General features: G+C 68.9%; 20 protein-coding genes and 1 pseudogene. 7 read left to right on the top strand and 14 right to left on the bottom strand.

All coding sequences use genetic code 11. The features are described 5' to 3' along the window. Window positions 1-82: 82 nt before the first annotated feature. Window positions 83-1,237 carry a signal peptidase I gene (locus tag NOV86_RS07490; protein ID WP_267640719.1) on the top strand — a complete coding sequence of 385 codons (1,155 nt, stop codon included), beginning with the start codon at window positions 83-85 and terminating at the stop codon, window positions 1,235-1,237. 78 nt (window positions 1,238-1,315) lie between these two features. Here NOV86_RS07490 and mptA read toward each other — a convergent pair whose 3' ends face one another. Together mptA and NOV86_RS07480 are read right to left on the bottom strand one after the other, a co-directional pair. Next, a complete protein-coding gene (mptA, locus tag NOV86_RS07485; RefSeq protein WP_267640718.1) occupies window positions 1,316-2,248 on the bottom strand; it encodes a GTP cyclohydrolase MptA in 933 nt (310 codons plus the stop codon). Window positions 2,249-2,395: 147 nt separating this feature from the next. After that, window positions 2,396-3,220 (bottom strand): NAD(+)/NADH kinase, encoded by an 825-nt coding sequence (locus tag NOV86_RS07480; protein ID WP_267640717.1) that lies wholly within the window; start codon window positions 3,218-3,220, stop codon window positions 2,396-2,398. 234 nt (window positions 3,221-3,454) lie between these two features. On the opposite strand from NOV86_RS07480, the gene NOV86_RS07475 reads away from it, so the two are divergent. Next, window positions 3,455-4,789 (top strand): KaiC domain-containing protein, encoded by a 1,335-nt coding sequence (locus NOV86_RS07475; protein WP_267640716.1) that lies wholly within the window; start codon window positions 3,455-3,457, stop codon window positions 4,787-4,789. Between the two features lie 3 nt (window positions 4,790-4,792). Here the strand turns inward: NOV86_RS07475 and NOV86_RS07470 are convergent, their stop codons facing one another. After that, window positions 4,793-5,887: a hemolysin family protein gene (locus NOV86_RS07470; RefSeq protein WP_267640715.1), complete on the bottom strand. Its 1,095-nt coding sequence runs from the start codon at window positions 5,885-5,887 to the stop codon at window positions 4,793-4,795. A gap of 164 nt (window positions 5,888-6,051) precedes the next feature. Here NOV86_RS07470 and NOV86_RS07465 point away from each other — a divergent pair, with 164 nt between their 5' ends. After that, complete coding sequence (locus NOV86_RS07465) at window positions 6,052-6,525, top strand: Lrp/AsnC family transcriptional regulator (protein ID WP_267640714.1); 474 nt, start codon at window positions 6,052-6,054, stop codon at window positions 6,523-6,525. Between the two features lie 27 nt (window positions 6,526-6,552). Here NOV86_RS07465 and NOV86_RS07460 read toward each other — a convergent pair whose 3' ends face one another. After that, entirely contained in the window at window positions 6,553-6,984 is a 432-nt protein-coding gene (locus NOV86_RS07460; protein ID WP_267640713.1) for a universal stress protein, read from the bottom strand. Window positions 6,985-7,093: 109 nt separating this feature from the next. After that, window positions 7,094-8,932 carry an ATP-binding protein gene (locus tag NOV86_RS07455; RefSeq protein ID WP_267640712.1) on the bottom strand — a complete coding sequence of 613 codons (1,839 nt, stop codon included), beginning with the start codon at window positions 8,930-8,932 and terminating at the stop codon, window positions 7,094-7,096. Between the two features lie 109 nt (window positions 8,933-9,041). On the opposite strand from NOV86_RS07455, the gene NOV86_RS07450 reads away from it, so the two are divergent. Further along, the gene (locus NOV86_RS07450) at window positions 9,042-9,377 is read left to right on the top strand and encodes a DUF7113 family protein (RefSeq protein WP_267640711.1); all 336 of its coding nucleotides are present in this window, start codon (window positions 9,042-9,044) and stop codon (window positions 9,375-9,377) included. A 38-nt stretch (window positions 9,378-9,415) separates the two neighbouring features. On the opposite strand, the gene NOV86_RS07445 is transcribed toward NOV86_RS07450, so the two are convergent. Beyond that, window positions 9,416-10,669, bottom strand: coding sequence for a DNA double-strand break repair nuclease NurA (locus NOV86_RS07445; protein ID WP_267640710.1), 1,254 nt, complete (start codon window positions 10,667-10,669; stop codon window positions 9,416-9,418). Between the two features lie 114 nt (window positions 10,670-10,783). Between NOV86_RS07445 and NOV86_RS07440 the strand changes: the two genes are divergently transcribed. The 3 genes from NOV86_RS07440 to gpmI all read left to right on the top strand — a co-directional run bounded on the left by NOV86_RS07440 (window position 10,784) and on the right by gpmI (window position 13,583). Then, window positions 10,784-11,038, top strand: a complete 255-nt coding sequence (locus NOV86_RS07440; RefSeq protein ID WP_267640709.1) for a hypothetical protein — start codon at window positions 10,784-10,786, stop codon at window positions 11,036-11,038. A 52-nt stretch (window positions 11,039-11,090) separates the two neighbouring features. Further along, on the top strand, window positions 11,091-11,411 hold the full coding sequence (locus NOV86_RS07435) for a hypothetical protein (protein ID WP_267640708.1): 321 nt from the start codon (window positions 11,091-11,093) through the stop codon (window positions 11,409-11,411). A gap of 591 nt (window positions 11,412-12,002) precedes the next feature. Further along, window positions 12,003-13,583 (top strand): 2,3-bisphosphoglycerate-independent phosphoglycerate mutase, encoded by a 1,581-nt coding sequence (gpmI, locus tag NOV86_RS07430; protein ID WP_267640707.1) that lies wholly within the window; start codon window positions 12,003-12,005, stop codon window positions 13,581-13,583. A gap of 30 nt (window positions 13,584-13,613) precedes the next feature. Here gpmI and NOV86_RS07425 read toward each other — a convergent pair whose 3' ends face one another. The 8 genes and pseudogenes from NOV86_RS07425 to NOV86_RS07390 all read right to left on the bottom strand — a co-directional run bounded on the left by NOV86_RS07425 (window position 13,614) and on the right by NOV86_RS07390 (window position 21,668). Beyond that, window positions 13,614-14,810, bottom strand: coding sequence for an MFS transporter (locus NOV86_RS07425; RefSeq protein ID WP_267640706.1), 1,197 nt, complete (start codon window positions 14,808-14,810; stop codon window positions 13,614-13,616). A gap of 63 nt (window positions 14,811-14,873) precedes the next feature. Further along, window positions 14,874-15,008 (bottom strand): annotated as a pseudogene (locus NOV86_RS07420) (carboxylating nicotinate-nucleotide diphosphorylase); the annotation flags it as partial. A 34-nt stretch (window positions 15,009-15,042) separates the two neighbouring features. Then, window positions 15,043-15,861 (bottom strand): hypothetical protein, encoded by an 819-nt coding sequence (locus tag NOV86_RS07415; protein ID WP_267640705.1) that lies wholly within the window; start codon window positions 15,859-15,861, stop codon window positions 15,043-15,045. A gap of 156 nt (window positions 15,862-16,017) precedes the next feature. Then, window positions 16,018-16,827 (bottom strand): carboxylating nicotinate-nucleotide diphosphorylase, encoded by an 810-nt coding sequence (nadC, locus tag NOV86_RS07410; RefSeq protein WP_267640704.1) that lies wholly within the window; start codon window positions 16,825-16,827, stop codon window positions 16,018-16,020. Between the two features lie 19 nt (window positions 16,828-16,846). Continuing rightward, entirely contained in the window at window positions 16,847-18,355 is a 1,509-nt protein-coding gene (locus NOV86_RS07405) for an L-aspartate oxidase (protein WP_267640703.1), read from the bottom strand. Window positions 18,356-18,359: 4 nt separating this feature from the next. Continuing rightward, a complete protein-coding gene (nadA, locus tag NOV86_RS07400; RefSeq protein ID WP_368408730.1) occupies window positions 18,360-19,493 on the bottom strand; it encodes a quinolinate synthase NadA in 1,134 nt (377 codons plus the stop codon). A 216-nt stretch (window positions 19,494-19,709) separates the two neighbouring features. After that, window positions 19,710-20,075, bottom strand: coding sequence for a hypothetical protein (locus NOV86_RS07395; RefSeq protein ID WP_267640701.1), 366 nt, complete (start codon window positions 20,073-20,075; stop codon window positions 19,710-19,712). A gap of 57 nt (window positions 20,076-20,132) precedes the next feature. Beyond that, a complete protein-coding gene (locus NOV86_RS07390; protein WP_267640700.1) occupies window positions 20,133-21,668 on the bottom strand; it encodes an amidohydrolase in 1,536 nt (511 codons plus the stop codon). Between the last annotated feature and the right edge of the window lie 9 nt (window positions 21,669-21,677).

Below are 21,677 nucleotides of genomic sequence, written 5' to 3'. Positions count from 1 at the left end.
CCCGGCAGCCCCGTGCAGGATATATCAACCCGGGGCATTTCCTGTCGGGCGACGAACCGATTGCTACTGGGGGGACCACCAGATGGGGGCACGCCGTCTGCTATCGCTCGCAGCCTCGGCAGCGGTCGCGCTGGTCCTCGTCTCGCTGCTCGCGGGGGCGCTGCTCGGCCAGCCTATCCTCCTGAGCTACGTCGAGACCGGCAGCATGCAGCCGACGATGGACCCCGGCGACGGCTTCGTGGCGATCCCGACCGCCATCGGCGGGGACGTCTCCGAGGGCGACGTCATCGTCTTCCAGGCCGAACACCTCCACGGCGGCGGGCTCACGACCCACCGGGTCGTCGCGGAGACGGACCGCGGGTACGTCACCCGCGGAGATGCGAATCCCTTCACCGACCAGGACGGCGAGGAGCCACCGGTGAAGGACGCCCAGGTCGTCGCGAAAGCGCTGACCGTGGGCGATTCCGTGCTGGTCATCCCGTACCTCGGGACGGTCGTGATGAGCATCCAGGACGCGCTCGAATGGACCCAGCTCCGGCTCGCCCAGACCCTCGGCATGCGGTCGCTGCTCGGGTCACAGGGCGTCGCCATGGTGCTGTTCGGGCTGTCGGTCGTCGGCTACGTGCTGGACTGGTACCTCACGGACCCGGCGGCCGAGAAGCGCCAGCGGTCACGGAGCCGCGACGACGGGACATCACTGCGGCTGGTGCTCGCGGGACTGGCGTTGCTCGTGGTGGTCGCGGCGACCGCGGCGATGGTCGTCCCCGCCGGCACGCAGGAGTTCGGCGTCGTCAGCGCGGAGTTCGAGTCCGAGAACCCGACCGTCATCGAGCAGGGAACCACGAGCGACCTGCCCTACCGCGTCGCCAACGCCGGGCTGGTCCCGGTGCACGTCTACCTCGAACCGGCGAGCGAGGGGGTGGCGGTGACGCCGCGACACCTCGTGGTCGACGGCCAGAGTCGCACGAACGCGACCCTGACGCTCGCGGCGGCGGACGACACGGGGTACTACCGGCGGTTCCTCACGCAACATCGGTACCTCGCGGTGCTGCCGGGGCCGGTCATCGACGGGCTGTACCGGGTGCATCCCTGGCTCCCGCTGGTCGCCATCGACGGGCTGCTCGGGTCGACGGTCTACCTCGCCGGGGCGGTGACGCTGAAGCAGGGGCGGCTCCGCAACCGGGAGCGAGAGAACCCGGGTCGGTCGGTCACGGAGCGGGTGCTCGGGTGGTTCTGAACCGACGGCCACGAACAGTGCGCTGACGGGCGCGAATAGTGTCTTGAGAACCGCGACGAACAGAGAGACGGCGCGAACTCAGGCGGTCCCGTTCAGTTCCTCGCGCAGCTGGCCCATCTCGACGAGACGCTCGGCGTGGGCGTTGTGCTGGTGGATGGACTCGTCGTTGGACTGCTCCATGTGGATCACGGCGTCGTCCGGCAGGTGGTCGAACGTCTCGACGACGCCCTCGGCCATGGCACGCACGCAGTCCTCGACGAACTTGGCGTCGGCGTGGGCCTCGTAGGTCATGTGGTCCTCGTCGGGGCGCTTCGCGAGGTTGTAGATGCGCGCCGACATGGAGTCGCGGGCGACCTCGACGATGTCCATGAGGTCCACGTCGGGGGTGCCCTCGCTCTCGATGGTGATGGTGGCGTGGCCGCGCTGGCTGTGGCCGGGCTGGGGCACCCGGTCGAGGAACTCCTCGGTGGTCTCGTCGTCGATCCCGAGGTCGGCGAGCACGGAGCGGGCGCGGGCGGCGGACATCCCCTGCGAGCAGGGACAGACGGTCATGCCGACGACGTGGGCGCCAATCTCCTCGCGGGTGCCCTCGTCGGTGGCGGTCGCGCTGGCGATGATGTCGACGACGCTCTGGGTCTCCAGGCCGGAGGCAGGGGTCTCCTCGCGGGTGACGAGTTCGGCCTCCATCTTCACGACGGCCTTGCTGGTGTAGTCGTGTTTGGCCAGCAGGCGCTCTGCGGCGTCGCCACAGACGTCCTCGACGCGGAGGGCCTCCTCGCGGGTCGCGGCCTCCAGCGTCTCGTCGATGACCTGCATGTTCCGGGACATGTCGGCGCCCTTGCGCCACGACGGCAGGTCGACGAACACCTCGAACTCGGCCATCAGGACGATCGGTCGCTTGTCGTCGCGGTGGAGCTTCACGAGCTTCTCGACACCCGTGACCCCCACCTGACTCAGCCCGACGGTGACGTCCGGGCTGGACGCCTGGACGTCCGGCAGTTGCTCACTCATTAGGTGCAGGAAGGGTCAGGACTTGCTAAGGGCTTTCGAAAGTCGGGGGGATTGCCCGTACTCCGGTCATACTGTCGGACGTAATCCCATGGAGGATTTTCGTCACTCGGGGTGTCGGATATCTTCCCGAAGTTACGTCCGACAGTATCAGTCGAGTTTGTTCAGCGCCTTGAAGAACTCGCCCGGCGGCCCGGCCATCCGGACCGGCCGGTCGGCGCGTTCGATGGTGACGGTCTCCGGCGGTTCGATGACCTGCTGGTTGCGCCCGTCGCTGATGACGAAGCCGGAGTCGGCGTCGTCGACCCGGACGGTGACGGTGCTGTCGGCCGCACTGACGAGCGACGGCATCGGCTCGGAGGCGCACATCTCGGTGACGACGACGGCGTCGACCTCGGGGCGGATGAACGGGCCGCCCTCGCTGAGGTTGTAGGCGGTGCTGCCCGCCGGTGTCGCGACGAGGACGCCGTCACCCTGGCTGCCGGTGTACAGCTCGCCGTCGATGCGCACCTCGAAGGAGGCCCCGCCGCCGTGGCCGCGCTGGGGGCCCTGGACGACGATCTCGTTCATGCCGGGGTCGAGCGTCCACCCCTCGCCCCGGGCCTGCAGGCGCATCATCTCGCGGACGTGGGGAGACCCGGTGTCGCGGATGTGTTCGACCTCGGCCTGGACCGCCTCGAGGGCGTCGTCCGGCGAGACTGCGTTCAGGAACCCGACCTCGCCGAGGTTGACGCCCATGATGGGGGCGGTGCCGGCACCGCGGGCGGTGTAGAGGAACGTCCCGTCGCCGCCGATGCTCACGACCAGCGCGCAGTCCTGCATGGCCTCGGGCGAGACGCCGTCGCTGCCGAGGGCCTCGGCTGTTGCCGTGTCGACTACTACCGTCACGTCGTGCTCGCGGAGCGTCTCGCGGAGTCTCTCCGCCAGATGCGCCGCGCGAGCGTTGTCCTTCTGGGCGACCAGCCCCACCTTCATGCCCGAGCCTACCGGCCACGAGGCTAAAAACCCCACCGACAGCAACAAGGTTAAAGCCTGCGCAGGGCGTGGCCTCGGGTGTACGAACGACGTGGTCGAGGAGTGACAGACTCGGCCCGTCGACACGCAAGCAATGTCCCCCTCCGAACAGGTTCGCGCCGGCTACGTCGCGTCGACGGTTCAGGCGGCCGGCAAGAGACGACTGCTGGCCCGACGAGAGCGACGGTGGTCGCGATGAGCGAGGAGGACTGGTTCGAGCGAGCCATCCGCGAACGCGACGGGCAGGCGGCCGACGACGAGCAACAGTCGCCCGACGACGGGGACGACGCCGGATTCGACGGCGAGAACGACACCGCGGACGCCGGCTCGCCCGACCCGGCCGACTCGGAAGAGACCGACGGCGCTCGCGACACCGGCGCGGACTGGGACGCTGCCTTCTCCGACGACGATACCGCCGAACCAGCCGCTGGCGAGGCCGCCGAGGACACCGGCGAGGACCTCGGATTCGCGGACGACTCGCCCGACGAGAGCGGCGGGCGTCACGTCGACGACGACGCCGGCCAGGGCACCGACGCCGGTTCGGACTCCGACCCAGACTTCGGCGACCAGCCCGACGATTCGTCGGGGTCGCTGTTCGACGACGACTTCGGCGCGGCCATGGGGAACGTCCAGATGCCGGACGTCGACGACGGTGCTGGCGGCGGTGCCGGTGGCGACGTCGACGACGGCTTCGACGTCGAGGGCAATCCGTTCGACGTGGGGAACGGCGAGTTCGACATGGCCTCCGACGACTTCGGCATGGGCGGCGGTGGCTTCGACACCGGCGGCGGGTTCGGGACGACCGACTTCGACGCCGACGAGTTCGAGTCAGAACTCCCCCGCATCAACCTCGGCATCAAGGGCCTCGACGAGATGATCATGGGCGGGGTCCCCGAGCGCTCGCTGATGGTCGCGGTCGGGTCGGCCGGGACCGGGAAGACCACCTTCGGCCTGCAGTTCCTCGACCACGGGATGCGACAGGGCGAACGTGGCATCTTCATCACGCTGGAGGAGAACCGCGACCGCGTCATCAACTCCGCCACCGAGAAGGGGATGCCCTTCGACGAGTACGTCGAGGACGGCCTGCTCGCGGTCGTCGACATCGACCCCATCGAGATGGCCAACAGCCTCGGGTCCATCCGGTCCGAACTCCCCCGGCTCATCAGCCAGTTCGGCGCGAGCCGGCTGGTGCTGGACTCGGTGTCGCTGCTGGAGATGATGTACGACGACCGCGCCAAGCGTCGCAACGAGATCTACGACTTCACGAAGAGCCTGAAGGAGGCCGGTATCACGACGATGATGACCTCCGAGGCCAGCGAGGACTCGCCCTACGCCTCCCGTCACGGCATCGTCGAGTACCTCACCGACGCCGTGTTCATCCTGCAGTACGTCCGGCCGTCGGACTTCCGGGAGACGCGTCTCGCCGTCGAGATACAGAAGATACGTGACGCGAACCACTCCCGGGAGACCAAGCCCTACGAGATAACCGAGGACGGCATCTCGGTCCACCGGCAGGCGAACATCTTCTGACGCCTAGTTCGGCGTCGCCTGACCCCGTCTGGACGGGTTCGAGGTCCCCGTGTCGAGGGGGTCCTCGAGGTCGCCCATGACCGCCTCGAGCGCGTCGGTCGCGGTGACTAGCCCGACGATGTCCCCGTCGGCGAGTATCAGGGCCAGCTCCTGACTCTCGGCCTGGAACCGGTCGATGGCGTCGCTGACGGAGGTCTCGGCCGACATGGTCATCGGCGGGGCGGCGATGTCCGCGAACGTCATGCTACCGTCGCGCAACGCGTCGATGTTCTCGACGACCTGCGGGACGTAGACGATGCCGACCGCCTCCTTCGGCGCGTCGCCGACCAGTGGGTACCGGGTGTGCTGTGACTCGGAGACGCGTCGCAGGTTCTCCTCGGGGGTCGCCTCGGTCGAGAGGAACACGACGTCGGACTCGGGGACCATCACGTTCCGGACCTCCATCGTCCCGGCGTCGAGCGCGCTCAGCACCTCGTCGTGGCGCTCACCCTCGATGTCACCCTGCTCCAGCAGGGAACTCACGCGGTTGCGGAGCTGGCTCCGGGACTCGATGGCGTCCTCTTCCGTCTCGAGCCACGCGCCGGACATCTCGATGCCGAACATCCGGAGCGTCCACTTCGCGACCCAGTCGCCGAGCTTGATGACCGGCGAGATGACCACGTAGAACCAGTGGAGGGGCGCGGCGCCGTACCGGCAGACCAGTCGGGAGCGCTCGACGCCGAGGTAGGTCGGCGTCTGCTCGCCGTGGGTCAGGTGGATGAGGTTGATGATGAAGTACGCGATGAACGCACCGGCCCCGATGCCGGCGAGCGGCGTGTTCCCGAACAGCGGCTTGAAGATGGCCGCCAGCGCCGGCTCGGCGACGATACCGACGGCGATGCTCGAGGCCGTGATACCGACCTGGCACGTCGTCAGGTACAGTTCGAGGTCGTTGGTCATCTTCCACGCGCGTTCCAGCCGTGAGTCCCCGTCGACGAACTCCTCTTCGGTGAACTGTCGGGCACGCGTCAGGGCGAACTCGATGGCGACGAAGAAGCCGTTCGCGAGGATGAGCAACACGCCCGCGAACAGGCGGATGAAGATCTCGAGGGTGTTCATTGTCGTCCGTGCTCCCGATTCCCGCTCGGGACGGGAAAATGTGTCGGACTGTCCTGTAGTTTAAATACGTAGTTGGCGAAAAACGAGAAAATCTGCTGCTCGGTGTTGTTCTGACAAGCCACTTTGGCCACGTTTTTACTTACCCAGCCGAAGAGGGTAGTCAAATGGCGATTCGAGAACTGGACGACCTCGACCGACGCATCCTCCACGAACTCCAGTCGGAGGCCCGGCATACGTCTTCCAGCGACATCGCGGCCGACCTCGACGTCTCCGCGAGTACCGTCCGGAACCGCATCCAGCGGCTCGAAGACGACGGGGTGCTCCAGGGGTATCACGCCGACGTGGACTACGAGCGCGCCGGCTACCAGCTCTTCACCCTCATCGTGTGTACGGCGCCGATTCCGACCCGTGAGGAACTCGCCGAGGCGGCGGCCGACGTGGACGGTGTCGTCGAGGTGCAGGAGGTGATGACCGGTGAGGGGAACGTCCTCGTCCGGGCCGTCGGGGCCGACGGCGACGACCTGACCCGCATCGGCGAGAAACTGGACGAACTCGGGCTCAAGGTCTCCGACGAGGACCTCGTCCGGAACACGCACCGCAGTTCGTACTCGGGATTCGAGGCCATCCGCGAGGAGTGAGTCGCGGGAGCGCGGACCGGGTGCGGGTCAGCGCACCACCGTCACCGGACAGTCCGCGTGCCTGATGACGGCCTCGGCGACGCTCCCGAGCAGGATCCGGGAGACGCCGGACCGGCCGTGGCTCCCGGTGACGATGTGGTCCACGTCGTGCTCGTTCGCGTAGTCGACGATGCGCCGGGCGGGCCGCCCCACGACGATGTCCGTCTCGGCGTCGACGCCGACCTGGGCGGCGGCGCGCTGGGCGGTCCCGAGGCGTTCGGTCGCGGCCGTCTTGCGCTGTTCGTACCACTCCTCGGGGAGGCTCGGGATGGCGAGGTTCCGGCTGTAGCCCGCGTCTGCGGGGTCGATGATGGTGAGGAGCGTCATCCGTCCCGCGTCGTCGAACTCGGTGAGTGCCAGCCGCAGGGCGTGGTCGGCCTGCGGCGAGTCGTCGTAGGCGACGAGGACGTGCTGTGCCATTGGTATAGACTAGCACGGTCTGTCGCATAAATCCCCCTCCCGTCGGCGGTATCGCGGTGTCGTGGCTGGAACCCGGGTCGATACGTCGGGCGGTTTCCGTCCGTCGCCCTCAGCGCCCGTGACTCGTCACACACGTCGAGAGCCCGATGCACTCGACCGGTTCTGAGTTGTCCGGCGAGTAGACGACCATCTGGCCCTTCTCCATGTAGGGGACCTTCGACTCCAGGTTCGCGGGGATGTTGACGCTCTTGATGGCGTCCTCGTCGCCGAGGTTCAGGACGACCGTCGTGTTCACCTGCTTGAACACCGGGTCGGCGATGTCCTGTGGGTCCTGCGTGATGAGGAACAGGCCGAGGCGCTCCTTGCGGCCCTGTTTGGCGGCCTCGGTGAACTTCGTGATGACCTTGCGGGCCTGGACGGTGTCGGCGTCGGTGAGGAAGTTGTGCGCCTCGTCCATCCCGAGGACCATGGGCGTCTCCTTGATGCGGTCGAAGTCGGGGTCGTTCGAGAGCTTCTGGTCGACCAGCAGGCTCGCCAGCGCGAGGACGACGGTCGTGGTCGTCCGCGAGTCGTTGACGTGGTAGGTCGGGACCACCGAGAGCCCGCCCGGGCGGACGAACTCGTGGACGAGGTCGGTGATGGGCTTCGCGCTCTGGTCGAACACGTCGCCGAAGCCGTAGGTCCGGCGCTTGACCGCGTCGAAGGTCGCCTCGTGGATGCGCCCGGACTCGTGCAGTTCCTCCTTGAGTGCGGGGTCGTCGAGGAACGACCGGAACTGCGAGTAGGTGCCGCCGTTGCCGTACTGGTCGAAGAAGCGCCGGAGCAGCTGCTTGAGGGCGGGATACTGGTTGTCGTTGAGGCCGCCACTGGCGACGAGCCAGGGGCGCGAGCGAACCATCGAGAACGGGATGGTGAACTCGACCTGCTCGGCGCGGTGGTGGTCGGCGGCGTAGCTGGCCTGCCCGACCTTCGGGACGAACGCGGTGGTGTCGTCGATGCCGCCGTGGGCGATGTCCTCGCGTTCGAGCCGGCGGGCGAACTCGTCGGTCATCCCGGGGTTGTCGTCGTGCATCTGGGCGTACTCGTCCTGCGGGTCGAAGACGACCATCGCGGGGCGCACGTCGCGGCCGCCCTCCATCGGGTAGGTGCGGTCCTCGGCGAGGTACTGCCGGAGGATGTTCTTCGCGCCGTGGGTCTTCCCGGACCCGGTGCCACCCGCGACGAGGGTGTGCCGGAAGACGAGGGGGTCGCCGGCCTCGTAGTCGTCCTTCAGCCGGTAGTCGATGGTCGGCGGCTCCGCGTTGGTGCGGACCTTCTCGCCGCCGACGGAGAGGTGGCCCAGGAACACGCCCTCCTCGGGCATCTTCAGGCCGGTCTTGATCTCCGTGGTGTCGGTCGCCTCCCGGACGATGGTCTCCGGCTTGGGGACGCGGTCGACCATCCGTCGTTTGAGTTCACCCTCGTCGTCGAAGAGGACGGCCATCGGCTCCAGCGTCGCCATGAACTTGTAGTCGGCCTCGTCGATGCCGTCGCGGCGCATCGCCCGCCGGGCGTGGATCTCGGTCGCGTCGTCGGCGTGGAACGCCTGGGCGTACTCCAGGCCGGTGATGCGGGCGAACAGTTTCTCGCCGTCGGGGTACGGCGCGAGCAGGTACGAGCCGATGCGGACGTTCGGCCGGTTGCCCGTCGTCACGTACGCCCGCAACTGGGTGTCCTCCTCGCGTTCGGCGATGCGCAGGCCCTCCGAGACCGCGATGGTCCCGATGCCGCGGTCGCGGCCACTGGGCGTCACGTCCATGCGCTGGAAGTCGTCGGCCTGCTGGTCGCTCGCCGGCTGGTCGTCGCCACGTTGCGGGGCGTCGTCCCCCGTGGACTCCTCGGCCAGCGCGTCGTCACCGGCCGACTCGTCGTCGACGTCGAAGTCCCCGAAGTCACCGAGGTCGGTCATACCCCAACGCAAGGAATCGCGGCGTGAAACCGGTTTCCCTCGGTCGCCTGTGCGCCGGTGGCGATGTGAAGCCATGGTCTTATGCGAGTCCGTCGCCTATTCTCTGGGCATGTTGCTAGTACGCGGGAGTGCGGCCGGGACCGACCTGACCGGCACCATCTACGAGCGGGGGGAGGACGCGCCGGAGTTCCGCGGCGCGCCCGACGAGGACGCTCCCTACGTCTGGGTGTGCGACGAGTTCTACGAGGTCGAGAGCGGGGGGACGGTCCAGGAGGTCGACGGCGAGGAGATCCACATCGCCTTCGAGTCGCCGATGCCCCGCGGGTTCGACACCAAGGACCAGGCGCTGACCGCGGCCAAGGAGCACATCCGGACGCAGTTCGCCCGCGTCGGCGTGGACCCCGACGTGGTCGACATCTCGGTGCAGAAGGCGGAGACGGCCTGAGTCGGGTCTTTCTCTCTCGGTTTCTTGTCTCGTCCTACTCAGTCCCAGCGCGTGTCGTCGTAGTCCCGCATCCGGCGGGCCTCGAACGTCTCCTCGAGCGTCGCGGTGAGCGCGCGCTTCTCGTCGCGGCTGATGCGCGCGAGTTCGTCGGCCTTCGCGACGGCCAGGGGCGGCCCGTTCCGGGCGGCGATCTCCTGCAGCGCGAACAGTCGCAGGTCCTCGCGGGTCGCCGCGTCCTTCGTGAAGGCGTAGGGTGCCTCGAGCCGGTAGACGAGGTCGTTCCGTGGGTCGTAGATGGCACAGAAGGTGGGTTCGTAGTCCTCGTCGTCGAGGCGGCGCTCCACGCCGAGGGCGTCCCCGTCCGTCGAGAGCGGGTGGTCGGCGCCGCCGCGGGAGGCGAACCAGTTCGTGCAGGTGAGGTGGTTCGTGTCGCGCTCCCACTGCTCGGTGTCGGGGTCGAACCCGCCGCGTTCGAGGACGCGGGTGAAGAAGGCGGTGTCGTCGACCCAGGGGGCGTGTGCACCCTTCTTCTGGACGGTCCGGGTGATGACCTTCGTCGCGGGGTTCTTCACGAAGCCGACGAGGGGGACGTCCCGGGTGACGAAGCGCTCGACGAGTTCGACGTAGTTCGAGACGACCTCGCGCACCCGGTCGTCCTCGTCCAGCAGGGCCGCCAGCTCGGGGTGGCGGTCGGCCCACTTGAACAGCCCCTTCGGGTAGAGCGGCCCGTCGAGGACGAGCAGGTCGTCGACCACCTCGGCCTGCGTGAGGGCGTGTTTCGACTCCGCGAGGTAGAGCGCCAGCGCGTGGACGACACCCTCGGCGAAGCGGTCGACGCGCGGGGCTTGCCGAATCTGCGACCGGATGTAGCCCTCGTCGCCCATCTCCCAGTCGGACTCGGAGACGTCGACGGTCCGGTCGTTCGTGTGGACCGTCATCACGAGGGTGCGCGCCCGGTGGAGTTCGAGGTCCGAGGGCGTCGCGGACATGGCAGCCTGGGCGATGTCGAGCACCAGCCCGTTGGTGAAGGTGGTCGGGTTGATGGTGCCCGAGTCAAGCCCGTGGACTGTCTCGAAGGGCTCGTCGGTCAGCGCCACGTCCTCGATGGGCGCGGAGTGGCGGCCCTGTTCGCCCAGCGGTTCGAGGACCGTCCGGCCGTCGTCGACCAGCGGGTCGAGGAACTCGGCCCACACCGTCCGGGCGAAGTCGCGGTGGTCGTCCTCGCCCACGTCGTACCTGATGCGGCGGGCCAGCTGCGCGATGCCCTCGAAGTGCACCGGGTCCAGCGTCATATCCCACCGGACCCGCCCTGCCGTACTAAAGCCGACGGTCGGGAGAGCGTTAACTCGATTCCGTGTTCAAATTTATCAAGAGATTTATATGAATGGGTCGGCGAGTTCGAGGTGATGACGGAGCGAACCGCGAAAGCGGTCACCGAGGACGACCCGGCCTACGACTGGACGCGGACCGACGGCGGCGTCCGCATCTACGACCCGGAGAACCCGGACGCGTGGGTCGAGATGGAGTTCGAGGCCGGCGTCCCGCCGGAGAAGCGCCTGTTCATGGTCTGCGACGAGTGCGGGGCCGTCGCACCCCAGCCGACCCGCCCCGGCAACTGCTCGGTCTGTGGCGAGTGCCAGACCGAGTTCGCGACCGAGTGAGCAGGACCCGCCGAGGCCAGTTTCTTGTCCCGCCAGTGTGTAGTACGGTCGCATGCCGAATACCCTGGAGCCGCCGGACTATCCGCGCATCGCCGTCGTGAACCGGGACCGGCCGGAGCTGTGGGTCCGGGCGACCGTCCACGACGAGGCCGGCAAGCTGGTGGCCACCTACGAGGGTCGGCTCTACCCACACCGGCTGGCGACGCTGGCGTGGGTCCCCCCGACCGGGGCCTACCGCATCGCGCTCGAGTACGACGACGAGCGCCACGAGACCGAGTGGCAGCCGGGGCCCCAGCAGCAGTCCTCCGGGGAGACCTGTCTGGTGCAGGTCCGCGACGGCGAGTTCGAGTGTCTCACGCCGCGCTACGGGTGACGAGTCGGTCTGTGGGTGGCTGGATTCGCGCGTCTCACTGTCGGTCGTCGGTTTCGAGTTCTTCGCTGGGCCGGGTTCGTGTTGTTCACTGGGCCGGACCGGGTTGGAGTTGCTCACAGGGTCAGGTTCGACGCGCAGGTCACTCGCACTGGCGGCATGGTGACCGCCACCGCACAGCACCGCAGCCACACTCTCCCCAGCCGACTTCGATGCTCGGCTTCGCCTGCGCGTCTCGTCCCTCGCGCGAGTTCTGCTCGCGGTCTTCGACACGCTCACCAGCGCGCGCCACCCGGCTGGCCAGTCGAGCGTCTGCACTCGGCCACCCGGTCTGGCGTGTGCAGGCGGGCGGTTCTCGTCCGCCCGCCAACGCGCGAGGGACGACTGGAGCGAAGTGAAACGAAGCGAAGGGAGTCGGCTGGGGAGGCTGTGGTGCGGTCTCCATGCCGCCAGCGCGAGCTGGTTGCTCGTCGTAACCGACCGTCTCGACGCGAGCTCCCGCCCGAAACCCACCACCGATAGCGACACGCGAACCCTCACCATCTCACTGTCGCGAACGAACCTTTCTTTGTACCGACCCGCGACCCCTCTGACATGGACGCGGCACTCATCATCCTCGACGGCTGGGGGCTCAACGACGACCCCGGCGACCATCGCGACGCGGTCGCAGCAGCGCACACACCCGTCTTCGACCGGCTCAGGCGAACCGGGGCGTACGGCCGGCTGTCGGTCGCGGGCCGGCGGGTCGGCCTCCCCGACGGCCAGATGGGCAACTCCGAGGTCGGCCACCTCAACATCGGGGCGGGCCGGGTCGTCATGCAGGAGTACACCCGCATCGAGGACGCCATCGACGACGGCTCCTTCTTCGACAACGAGGCGCTGGCCTCGGCGTTCGAGTACGCCGACGATAACGGGGGCCGGGTCCACCTCATGGGCCTCGTCAGCGACGGCGGCGTCCACTCCTCGCAGCGCCACCTCCACGCGCTCATCGAGATGGCGACCGAGCGCGAGGTCCCGGCGGTCACCCACGCCTTCACGGACGGCCGCGACACCGCACCCCAGGGGGGCGAGTCCTACCTCGCCGACCTGGAAGCACACGTCCAGCAGTACGGCACGGGGAACGTCGCGACGGTCTGCGGGCGCTACTACGCGATGGACCGCGACCAGAACTGGGAGCGCACCCGCATGGCCTACGACGCCATCGTGGAGCGCGAGGCACCCCACCACGCCGACAGCGCGGTCGAGGCGGTGCAGGAGAGCTACGAGCGCGGCGACACCGACGAGTTCGTGGAGGCGACGACGGTGGGCGGGCACGCCGGTCTGGAGGACGGTGATGCGGTCATCTTCTTCAACTTCCGGTCGGACCGCGCCCGCCAGCTCGTCCGGATGCTCCAGGCGGTCGAGCCCGAGGAGGACTGGCCCGAACCGCCGGAGACGCGCCTCGTCACGATGACGGAGTACGACCAGACGTTCGAGTTCCCGGTCGCGTTCGAGCCCCACGAGCCCGAGGACGTGCTCGGCGAGGTGCTCTCGAACGCGGGCAAGACTCAGCTCCGGATGGCCGAGTCGGAGAAGTACGCCCACGTCACCTACTTCCTGAACGGCGGCCGCGAGGTCGCCTTCGAGGGCGAGAGCCGCGAGATCATCGAGAGCCCGGACGTGCCGACCTACGACGCGACGCCGGCGATGAGCGCCGACGAACTCACCGAGACCGCGGTCCGGCGCATCGCGACGACCGACCCGGACGTGCTCGTGCTGAACTACGCGAACCCCGACATGGTCGGGCACACGGGCGACTACCGCGCCGCCGTCGAGGCGGTCGAGGCTGTCGACGTGCAACTCGGGCGGCTGGAGGCCGCGGTCCGGGCCGCGGGCGGGCACGTGCTCGTCACGGCCGACCACGGCAACGCCGACGACATGGGCACCGAGGAGGACCCGCACACGGCTCACACCTACAACGACGTGCCCTTCATCTACACCACGCCGGGCGGCGACGGCGGCGGGAAGCAGGTGCGCGAGGGCGGGTCGCTCTGTGACATCGCACCCACGTTGCTCTCGCTGGTCGGCGTCCAGCAACCGGCCGCGATGACCGGCGAGAGCCTGCTCGTCCCCGAGCAGTCCGGGCGCCCGGCCGACCGGCAGCGACAGCAGGCCGACCTGCTCGACGACGAGTAGGCGAGTCGCTGGCGTCCGCCAGTTCTCCTCTCAGTCGGCCTCCTGGGCCGCGCGAACGTCGGTCACGCTCCCCGCGAGCCGCAGCGACGCGACCCCCGCGAGCAGCACCAGCGCGAGGCCGGCCAGCCCGAGCGAGAGGTACTGCGAGGCGTCGGCGACCCGGCCGACGGCCACCCCGAAGGGGATGGCGACCACGGCGTTCACCATCGAGACGCCAGAGAGGACCGTCGCCCGGCCCGCGGTCTCGATGCGGTCGTTGACGTACTGGGTGGCGAGGGTGCTCGTCGGCGCCTTGACCGCCCGGAGGAGCACGAACGCGGGCAGGGCGGCGACCGGCGCCACCAGCACCACCGCCAGCGTGACCCCGAGCACGGCGGGCGCGACGGTCACCCAGCCCAGCAGGCCGAAGCGCTCCCGAATCCAGCCGGCCCGGTAGCTGGCGCCGGCGGCGAGTAGCGTGAACCCGCCGTAGAGCCAGCCGAGCCACGCCTGTGGGACGCCGAGGTCGACCGCGACCGGCTGGGTGAGGCGGCTGGTCGCGCTCGCGACGGCGAGCACGACCGCGACCCAGAGGACGAACCCGCGCAACTCGACCGAGAGCAGGCGCTCGCGCAGGACCGGGATGGCGTCGGCGGCGGTGATGCGGTCGTCGTCGTCGACCGAGACGCTGGGGAACGTCAGCAGGACGAGCACGCCGAGTGTCCAGAGCACGCCGGTCGCGTAGAAGGGCCAGCGCAGGCTCACCTCGCCGAGGTAGCCGCCCGCGACCGCGCCGGCCGCGCCGAAGGCCAGCGTCAGCGACTGTCCGCGCCCCCGGATGCCGGTGAAGTCGTCGGTGTCGCCGTCATCGCCGCGGTCGAGCACCTCGTAGAGCCAGGCGTCGGTGCTGCCGGACTGGAGGGTCGACCCGAGCGCCCACAGCAGGTAGATGCCCGCGAGCGCCCAGAAGGTGCCCGAGGCTCCCATCGCGACGACGGCGACAGCCCGGAGGGCGTTGCCGACGACGAGGCTGTTCTTCCAGCCGATGCGGTCGCCGACCCAGCCCGTGGGGACCTCGCCCAGCGTGATGCCGACCCACCAGATGGCGTCGAGCACCATGATCTCGGTGAAGCTCAGGCCGTTGGCGCGGAGGAACAGCACCCAGACCGGGATGGAGAGCCCCACCGAGGCCGTCGCCTTGTAGGCGTAGTACTTGAACACGGGGCGGGAGGGGCGGGGCGGGGACACGCCGAAGCATCGTCGTGGCAGCCCCTAAACCGTTTTCTGAAACCGATTCTTGTATATGTTCTGTCAGGGCTCCTCAGTCCGGAACGAGTAGTCCCGAGTCGCCGCGGAGTGCGTCGGCGACCCCATCGAGATGACGTCGACGCCGGTCGTAGCACAGTCGGGAAGGGTCGCCAGTGTGATGCCACCGGATTCCTCGGCGAACCGTTCCCATCCGAGGGCGAGGGATAGCCCGTCAGACGGGCTCGACGGTTCTGGCGGCCTCCTCGAACCCCTCGGCGACGGTGGCGACGGCCCGCGTCTGTTCGGCCAGCATGTCCGCGTCGAGGACCGCCCCTTTCGTCTCGATGCCGGCCGACGACTCGCCGCCGGGGAGCGACTGCATGGCTCGCTTCGCCACGGCGCCCAGGAGCACGCTGTCCTCCTCGGCCACCAGCTGCTGCACCAGCCCGCCGGCGTCGCCCACGTACACGCCACCGACGGAGTCGGCCTCTCCGAGGGTGTCGACGACGGCCGGCGTGAGGACCGCCCGGGCGAACTCCGCCGACGGTCCCATGGCGAGCACGCCGTCGACGGTGGCGGCCGGGAGCTGGAGGTCCCGCAGCGCCTCGTCGCCGGCACTCGCGTCGCCGTGGGGGTAGACCAGACAGCCAGTCCTGGCCGGTTCGTCCAGGTCGGCCTCGACGCGGGTGTACGTCGTCTTGCTACTCGACTCCCCGCTCCCGGTCGACCGGCTGAGCGTGTACGCCCGGACGGGTCGGCCGTCGACCTCGCCCGCGAGGTCGGGCGTCCGGAGTGGCAGCGCGAGCTCCTGGGTCGAGAGGTCCGCACCCCGACCCGCCCGGACCCAGGCTCTCCCCCTGAAGAACTGGATGACCGCCAGCCCGGCGAGCCCCACGCCGACTCCGCCCCCGAAGGCGACGGCCCGACTGGGGACCAGCGACGCGGGGACGGTCGGCTCGAGCATCCCGAGCCCCACCGCGATGAACCCCACCATGGACCCGAAGAACCAGAGCACCGACGCCACCCGGTAGTAGGTACGTTTACGAACCATCGCTCGCCCCTCCCGTGACTCCGAGGACTGCCCTCGGCCCTCCCCATTCAGACACCATGCCCATAGGTACCACTGCACTGTTCAAAAAACTGGGGTGTTCCGTGTGCGATGCCCTGGATCCCCGTGGAGTACCCGGCCGTGCTGGCCGTCCCGACCTCACTCGCCGGTCCGGAACGAGTAGTCCAGACTCGCCGCGGAGTGGGTCAGCGACCCCATCGAGATTACGTCGACGCCGGTCGTGGCGTAGTCGGGAACGGTCGCCAGCGTGATGCCACCGGAGGCCTCGGCGAGGACCCCCCCGGGCAGCAGGTCGACGGCCTCGGTCGTCGTCTCGGGGCGCATGTTGTCGAGCAGGACGATGTCGGCGCCGGCCTCGGCGGCCGTCGGCGCGTCCTCGGGTTCCTCGACCTCGACCTCGATCTTCGTCGCGAACGAGACGCGGTCGCGGAAGTGCGCGATGGCACCTTCCAGGCCCATCTCGGCGACGTGGTTGTCCTTCACCATGACCATGTGCGAGAGGTCGAGCCGGTGGGTGTCGCCCCCGCCGGCGACGACGGCGCGCTTCTCGATGCCGCGCAGACCGGGTGTGGTCTTGCGGGTCGCCGCGATTCGCACCTCGTCGTCGACCTCGCGGGCCGCGTCGACCGCCTTGCGGGTGCGGCTCGCGACGCCGGAGGCGTGTCCGACGACGTTGACGGCGATGCGCTCGGCGCGGAGGACGGCCTTCGCCGGGCCCGAAACGCGAAGCACCACGTCGCCCGACTCGATTCGAGTGCCGTCTTCTGTCGTCTCCAGCACGTCGACGCCGACGTAGTCGAAGACCCGCTCGGCGGCGGCCATCCCGGCGACGACGCCGGGCTCCTTGGCGACGAGTCTCCCCGTCGTCTCGCCGGGCACCTCGTTCGTCACGTCGTGGTGGCCGAGGTCCTCCCGGAACCACTGCTCTATCTGGGAGTCGTGGATCATCTGTCTCACTCGCCTCCCATCAGTCGTCCGCGGTCGCGGTGGCTTCCTCGTCGGCCGCCTCGACGACGTAGTGACAGCCGACGCTCTCCTCGTTGTCGGCGGCCGCCCGGGCGACGAGCAGGGCCGTGACGCTCGCGTTCCGGAGCTCGTAGAGGTCTCGCGCGGTGCGGGTCCGGATGTAGGCGTCGACCTCGCCCTTGAGCCGGCGGAGCACACCCTGGGCGCGGGCCATGTCTGCCGGGTCGCGCCGGAGGCCGAGATACTCGTCCATCACGTGCCGGAGGCGGTGGAACTTCTCGGCGGCGAACCGGGGTGGAAGGTCCGGGTCGCGGTCGAGCAGGTCCGGGGCCTCGACCGGCTCCGGCTCCACGCCGACCGCGTCCTCGCCGGCGCGCAGCCCCCAGACGAGCCCTTCGAGCAGGCTCGTGCTGGCGAGGCGGTTCGCGCCGTGGACGCCGGTCCGGGCGCACTCCCCGACGGCGTAGAGCCGGTCGAGGGTGGTCTGCCCACGGTCGTCAACGTCGACGCCCCCGCAGAGGAAGTGCTCGCAGGGGGCGACGGGGATGCCGGATTCCCAGTCCACGTCGTGCTCCTCGCACTTCGCGGCGAGGTCGGGGAACGCCTCCGCGAAGGGTTCCTCGAGGGTGGACACGTCGAGGGTCACCTCGCCCGTGGCGTCTATCTCGTCCTGGACCGCCCGGGCGACCACGTCGCGCGGCGCGAGTTCGGCGTCCGGGTGGTAGTCGGGCATGAAGCGCTCTCCTTCTGCATTCCGGAGGAGGCCGCCCTCCCCGCGGACCGCTTCCGAGAGCAGGAACGGCTCCTCCCCTGCGAAGGCCGTCGGGTGGAACTGCACGAACTCCATGTCGGCCACGTCGGCGCCCGCGAGGGCGGCCATCGCGATGCCGTCACCGGTCGAACCGGCGGGGTTCGTGCTGCGCGCGAACAGGTCGCCGATGCCGCCGGTGGCGAGGACGGTGGTGCCTGCGAAGACGGGCTCACCCGTCGTCTCGGTGTCCAGCATGGCGCCGTGGACCCGGCCCTCGTGGGTGATGAGCTGGAGGGCCGCGGTGTCCTCCAGTATCTCGACGTTCTCGTGGTCGTCGAGGTAGCGGAGGAACGGCCGGAGGATGTGCTTGCCCGTGGAGGCGTCGACATGGAGGATGCGCTCCTCGGAGTGGGCCGCCTCGCGGGTGTAGTCGAACTCGTCGGTCTCGGCGTCGAGGTCGAACTCCACGCCGAGGGTGTCGACCAGCACGTCCTCGACTGCGTCGTCCGCGTTCTCGACCAGCACGTCGACCGCGGCCTCGTCGGCGGTGTCCGCGCTGGCCGCAAGGATGTCCTGTTTGAACCGCTCGGGGTCGGTGCCCGTGGTCGAGATGCCGCCCTGCGCCCAGTCCGAGGAGGCGTCCTCGGGGCGCTCCGCCTTGGTGACGACGAGGACGTTCGCGCCCTCGCGGGCCGCGCCGAGGGCGGCGGCACAGCCCGCGATGCCGGTGCCGACGACGAGGACTTCTGTCTGTCTCATATCGCTACACCTCCAGCATCCGGTCCAGCGCCACCTTCGCCAGTTCCTTCTCCTCCGGGGCGACCTCGATGACGTTGCGCTCGCGGCCCGCGACCAGTTCCTCCAGCACCCACGTCAGGTAGTTCGGGTCGATCTGGCGCATCGCGTTGCAGTCCATGCAGGCGTCGCCACAGAGGGGAAGCACGTTCACCTCTGGGTGCCAGCGCTGGAGGTGGTTCGTGAGGTGTATCTCCGTGCCGATGGCCCACGTCTCGCCGGGGTCGGCGTTCTCGACCGTCTCCGTGATAGTCGCCGTGCTCCCCGACTTGTCGGCGGCCTCGACGACCTCGCGGCGGCACTCGGGGTGGACGATGACCTTCGCGTCCGGGTGGTCCTCGCGCACCTGCTCGATGTGGTCGACGCGGAAGCGCTCGTGGACCTGGCAGTAGCCGTCCCAGAGGATGATGTCCGACTTCGCGACCTGCTCGGCGTCCTTGCCCTCGGGGTCCCACGGGTCCCACTCGGCCATGTTGTCCTGCATGCCGAGCCGGTGGGCCGTGTTCTCGCCGAGGTGCTTGTCCGGCAGGAACAGCACCTTGTCGCCGCGCTCGAAGGCCCACTCGAAGGCGCGGTGGGCGTTCGAGGACGTACAGACCAGCCCGCCCTGCTCGGCGCAGAACGCCTTCAGGTCGGCGTAGCTGTTCATGTACGTGATGGGGATGATGTCGGCGTCGGGCGCCGCACTCGTGATCTCCTCCCAGGCGGCGTCGACCTGCAGCGCCTCGGCCATCCCGGCCATCGGGCAGGAGGCCTCCATGCTCGGCAGGATGACGGTCTGGCCGTCGTCGGTGATGATGTCGGCCGACTCCGCCATGAACGTCACACCCCCGAAGACGACGTACTTCGCGTCGGCGTTGGCCGCCTCGACGCTCAGCTGGTAGGAGTCACCGATGAAGTCCGAGTGGTCGACGATCTCGCGGCGCTGGTAGTTGTGGCCGAGGATGACCACGTCGTCGCCGAGTTCGGCCTTCGCGGCCTCGATGCGTTCGGTCCGTTCGTCTTCCGTGAGTTCGCGGTACTCCGGCGGGAGCTGTTCGAGATTGTCGTACTTGAAGAGACTCAGCTCCGTCTCGAAGTTCGCAGTTTCCATCTTTGGCACGGTCTGGACACCTGTGGTTACCTAGCCCGTCAGAGGCCCGTATTGAAGAAATTTTCTCTTCGATAGTCTGGTATGGGGGATTACCACCACTTGATAGTGCTATCAGAGTGCATACTGTCGGGTACACCCCGTCGCGTGAGGAATAAACTACAGACCGAGTGAACGATGAGAACCAACCCGGTTCACCGGGTTTCTATGACGAATCGACTTCGGTGGTCACTGCTCGGCGTGGTCGAGCTGGACCGTGAACGCGAAGACCGTCGCGAGGCCGGCGACCGCAATCGCGGTCGACAGCGCCTCTGCGAGGGGCTCGCCACCGGTCGTGACGAGGTCGACCAGGACGATCAGGGCGAACACCCGGAGGACGCCCCTGCCGAAGTCCTGCTCCTGCAGGGAGAGCCGGTGGCCGTGGTACAGCAGGTAGTAGGCGGTGCCGCCGACACCGACGAGGAGCGGGACCAGCAGGGTGGATTCGCCGAGCGTGACGAACGCCCCGGCTGCGGCGCAGAGTCCGAGCGAGACCGAGAGGGCCAGCGCGGCGAACCGTCGCTCGCGCAGGCTGGTGAGGAGGGCGGAGGGCATGCTCGACGGTTCTGCCAACCGACAGAAAACGGTGGCGGTGGGGCCGGTGTGTGGCGACTACCGCCCGTCGTGGACGACCTCGCCGCCCACGACCGTCATCGACACGTCGATGTCGCGAATCGACTCCTCGTGCTCCCACGGCGATTCGTCCAGAATAGTGAAGTCAGCCTGCTTGCCCACCTCGATGGTCCCGCGTCGGTCCTCGGCGAAGCCCGCGTACGCGCCCCCGAGAGTGTACGCGCGGAGTGCTTCAGTCACAGTCAACCGCTGGCTCTCGGCGGGTGCGTTCACCGCGTAGTCGACGCCGAGTAGCGGGTCCATCGGCATCACGTCGCTGGAAAAGGCGAGGTGGACGCCAGCGTCGAGCAGGTCGCGGTAGCGGTTCGACTGCTCGCGGCGCTCGGTCCCTAACCGGGACTGGTACAGCCCGTCCTCGCCGGCCCACTGGAGGAAGTTCGGCTGGCAGGAGGCGACCACGTCGAGCTCGGCGAACCGCTCGATGTGCTCGTCGGTGACCAGTTCGACGTGCTCGACGCGGTGGCGGGCCTCGCCCGGGTCTTCCGTATCCTCGAAGGCGTCCAGCGTGACCGTGATGGCCTCGTCGCCGATGGCGTGGACGGTCAGCTGGAGGTCCGCTTCGTCTGCCTGTCGAGCGATGTCGTGGAGGTCGTCGGGCTCGACGACCCAGGTACCGGTCTCGTCCCCGGCGTCGGCGTAGGGTTCGGAGAGCTTCGCGGTCCGGCCGCCGAAGCTCCCGTCGGTGAAGGACTTGATGGCGCCCGTCTCGACCTTCTCGCTGCCGTGGTTCGTCCGCAGGCCGACCTCCTGAACCGCGTCGAGGTGGTCGCTCCAGTAGTTGATGCGCACCCGTATGTCCAGCTCGCCCGCCTGCTCCAGTTCGCGGTAGGCCCGCGGCGCGTGGCTCTGGCGGACCATGTCGTGTACCCCCGTCACGCCGCGTTCGACCGCGTACTGCTGGGCGGCCCGCAGGAGTTCTCGCGTCTCGGCGGGGTCGGGGTCGATGGCGTCCCACACCGGCTCGATGGCGTCCTCGACGACCACGCCGGTCGGCTCGCCGTCCTCGTCGGTCCGGACGTCCTCTTCCGGCATCTCGCCGCGCAGGCGGTCCAGCGCGACCGAGTTCAGCGCCGCGGTGTGCATGTCGACTCTGACCGCGGCGACCGGGCGCTCCTCGCTCACGGAATCGAGGTCCTCACGGGTGAGATAGCGGTCCTCGCTCCAGCCGGACTCGTCCCAGCCGAAGCCGAGGATCCACTCGCGGTCGTCGTGGGCCTCGCTGGCGAGCAGGTCGACCGCGTGCCCGGGCGAGTCGACCTCGCCCAGGTCGGCGTGGACCTGGTACTGGCCGAGCTGTTGCATGTGCGTGTGGGCGTCGACGAACCCGGGGAGGACGACCCGGCCGTCGCAGTCGACGACCTCGGTGTCGACGCCGACGAGGAAGTCGACCTCGTAGGCGTCGGCGACGCGGACGATGCGGCCGTCGCGGACCGCGACCGCCTCGGCGGTCTCGTCCGGTTCCGTCAGGGTGTGGACCTCCGCGTTCGTCAGCACGAGGTCCGCGGCGTCTGTCATAGTTCAGGG

This window comes from Haloarchaeobius amylolyticus (assembly GCF_026616195.1).
Taxonomy (GTDB): domain Archaea; phylum Halobacteriota; class Halobacteria; order Halobacteriales; family Natrialbaceae; genus Haloarchaeobius; species Haloarchaeobius amylolyticus.
Note: the sequence above shows the minus strand (reverse complement) of the source record. Positions and strands in the feature narration are given on the sequence as shown.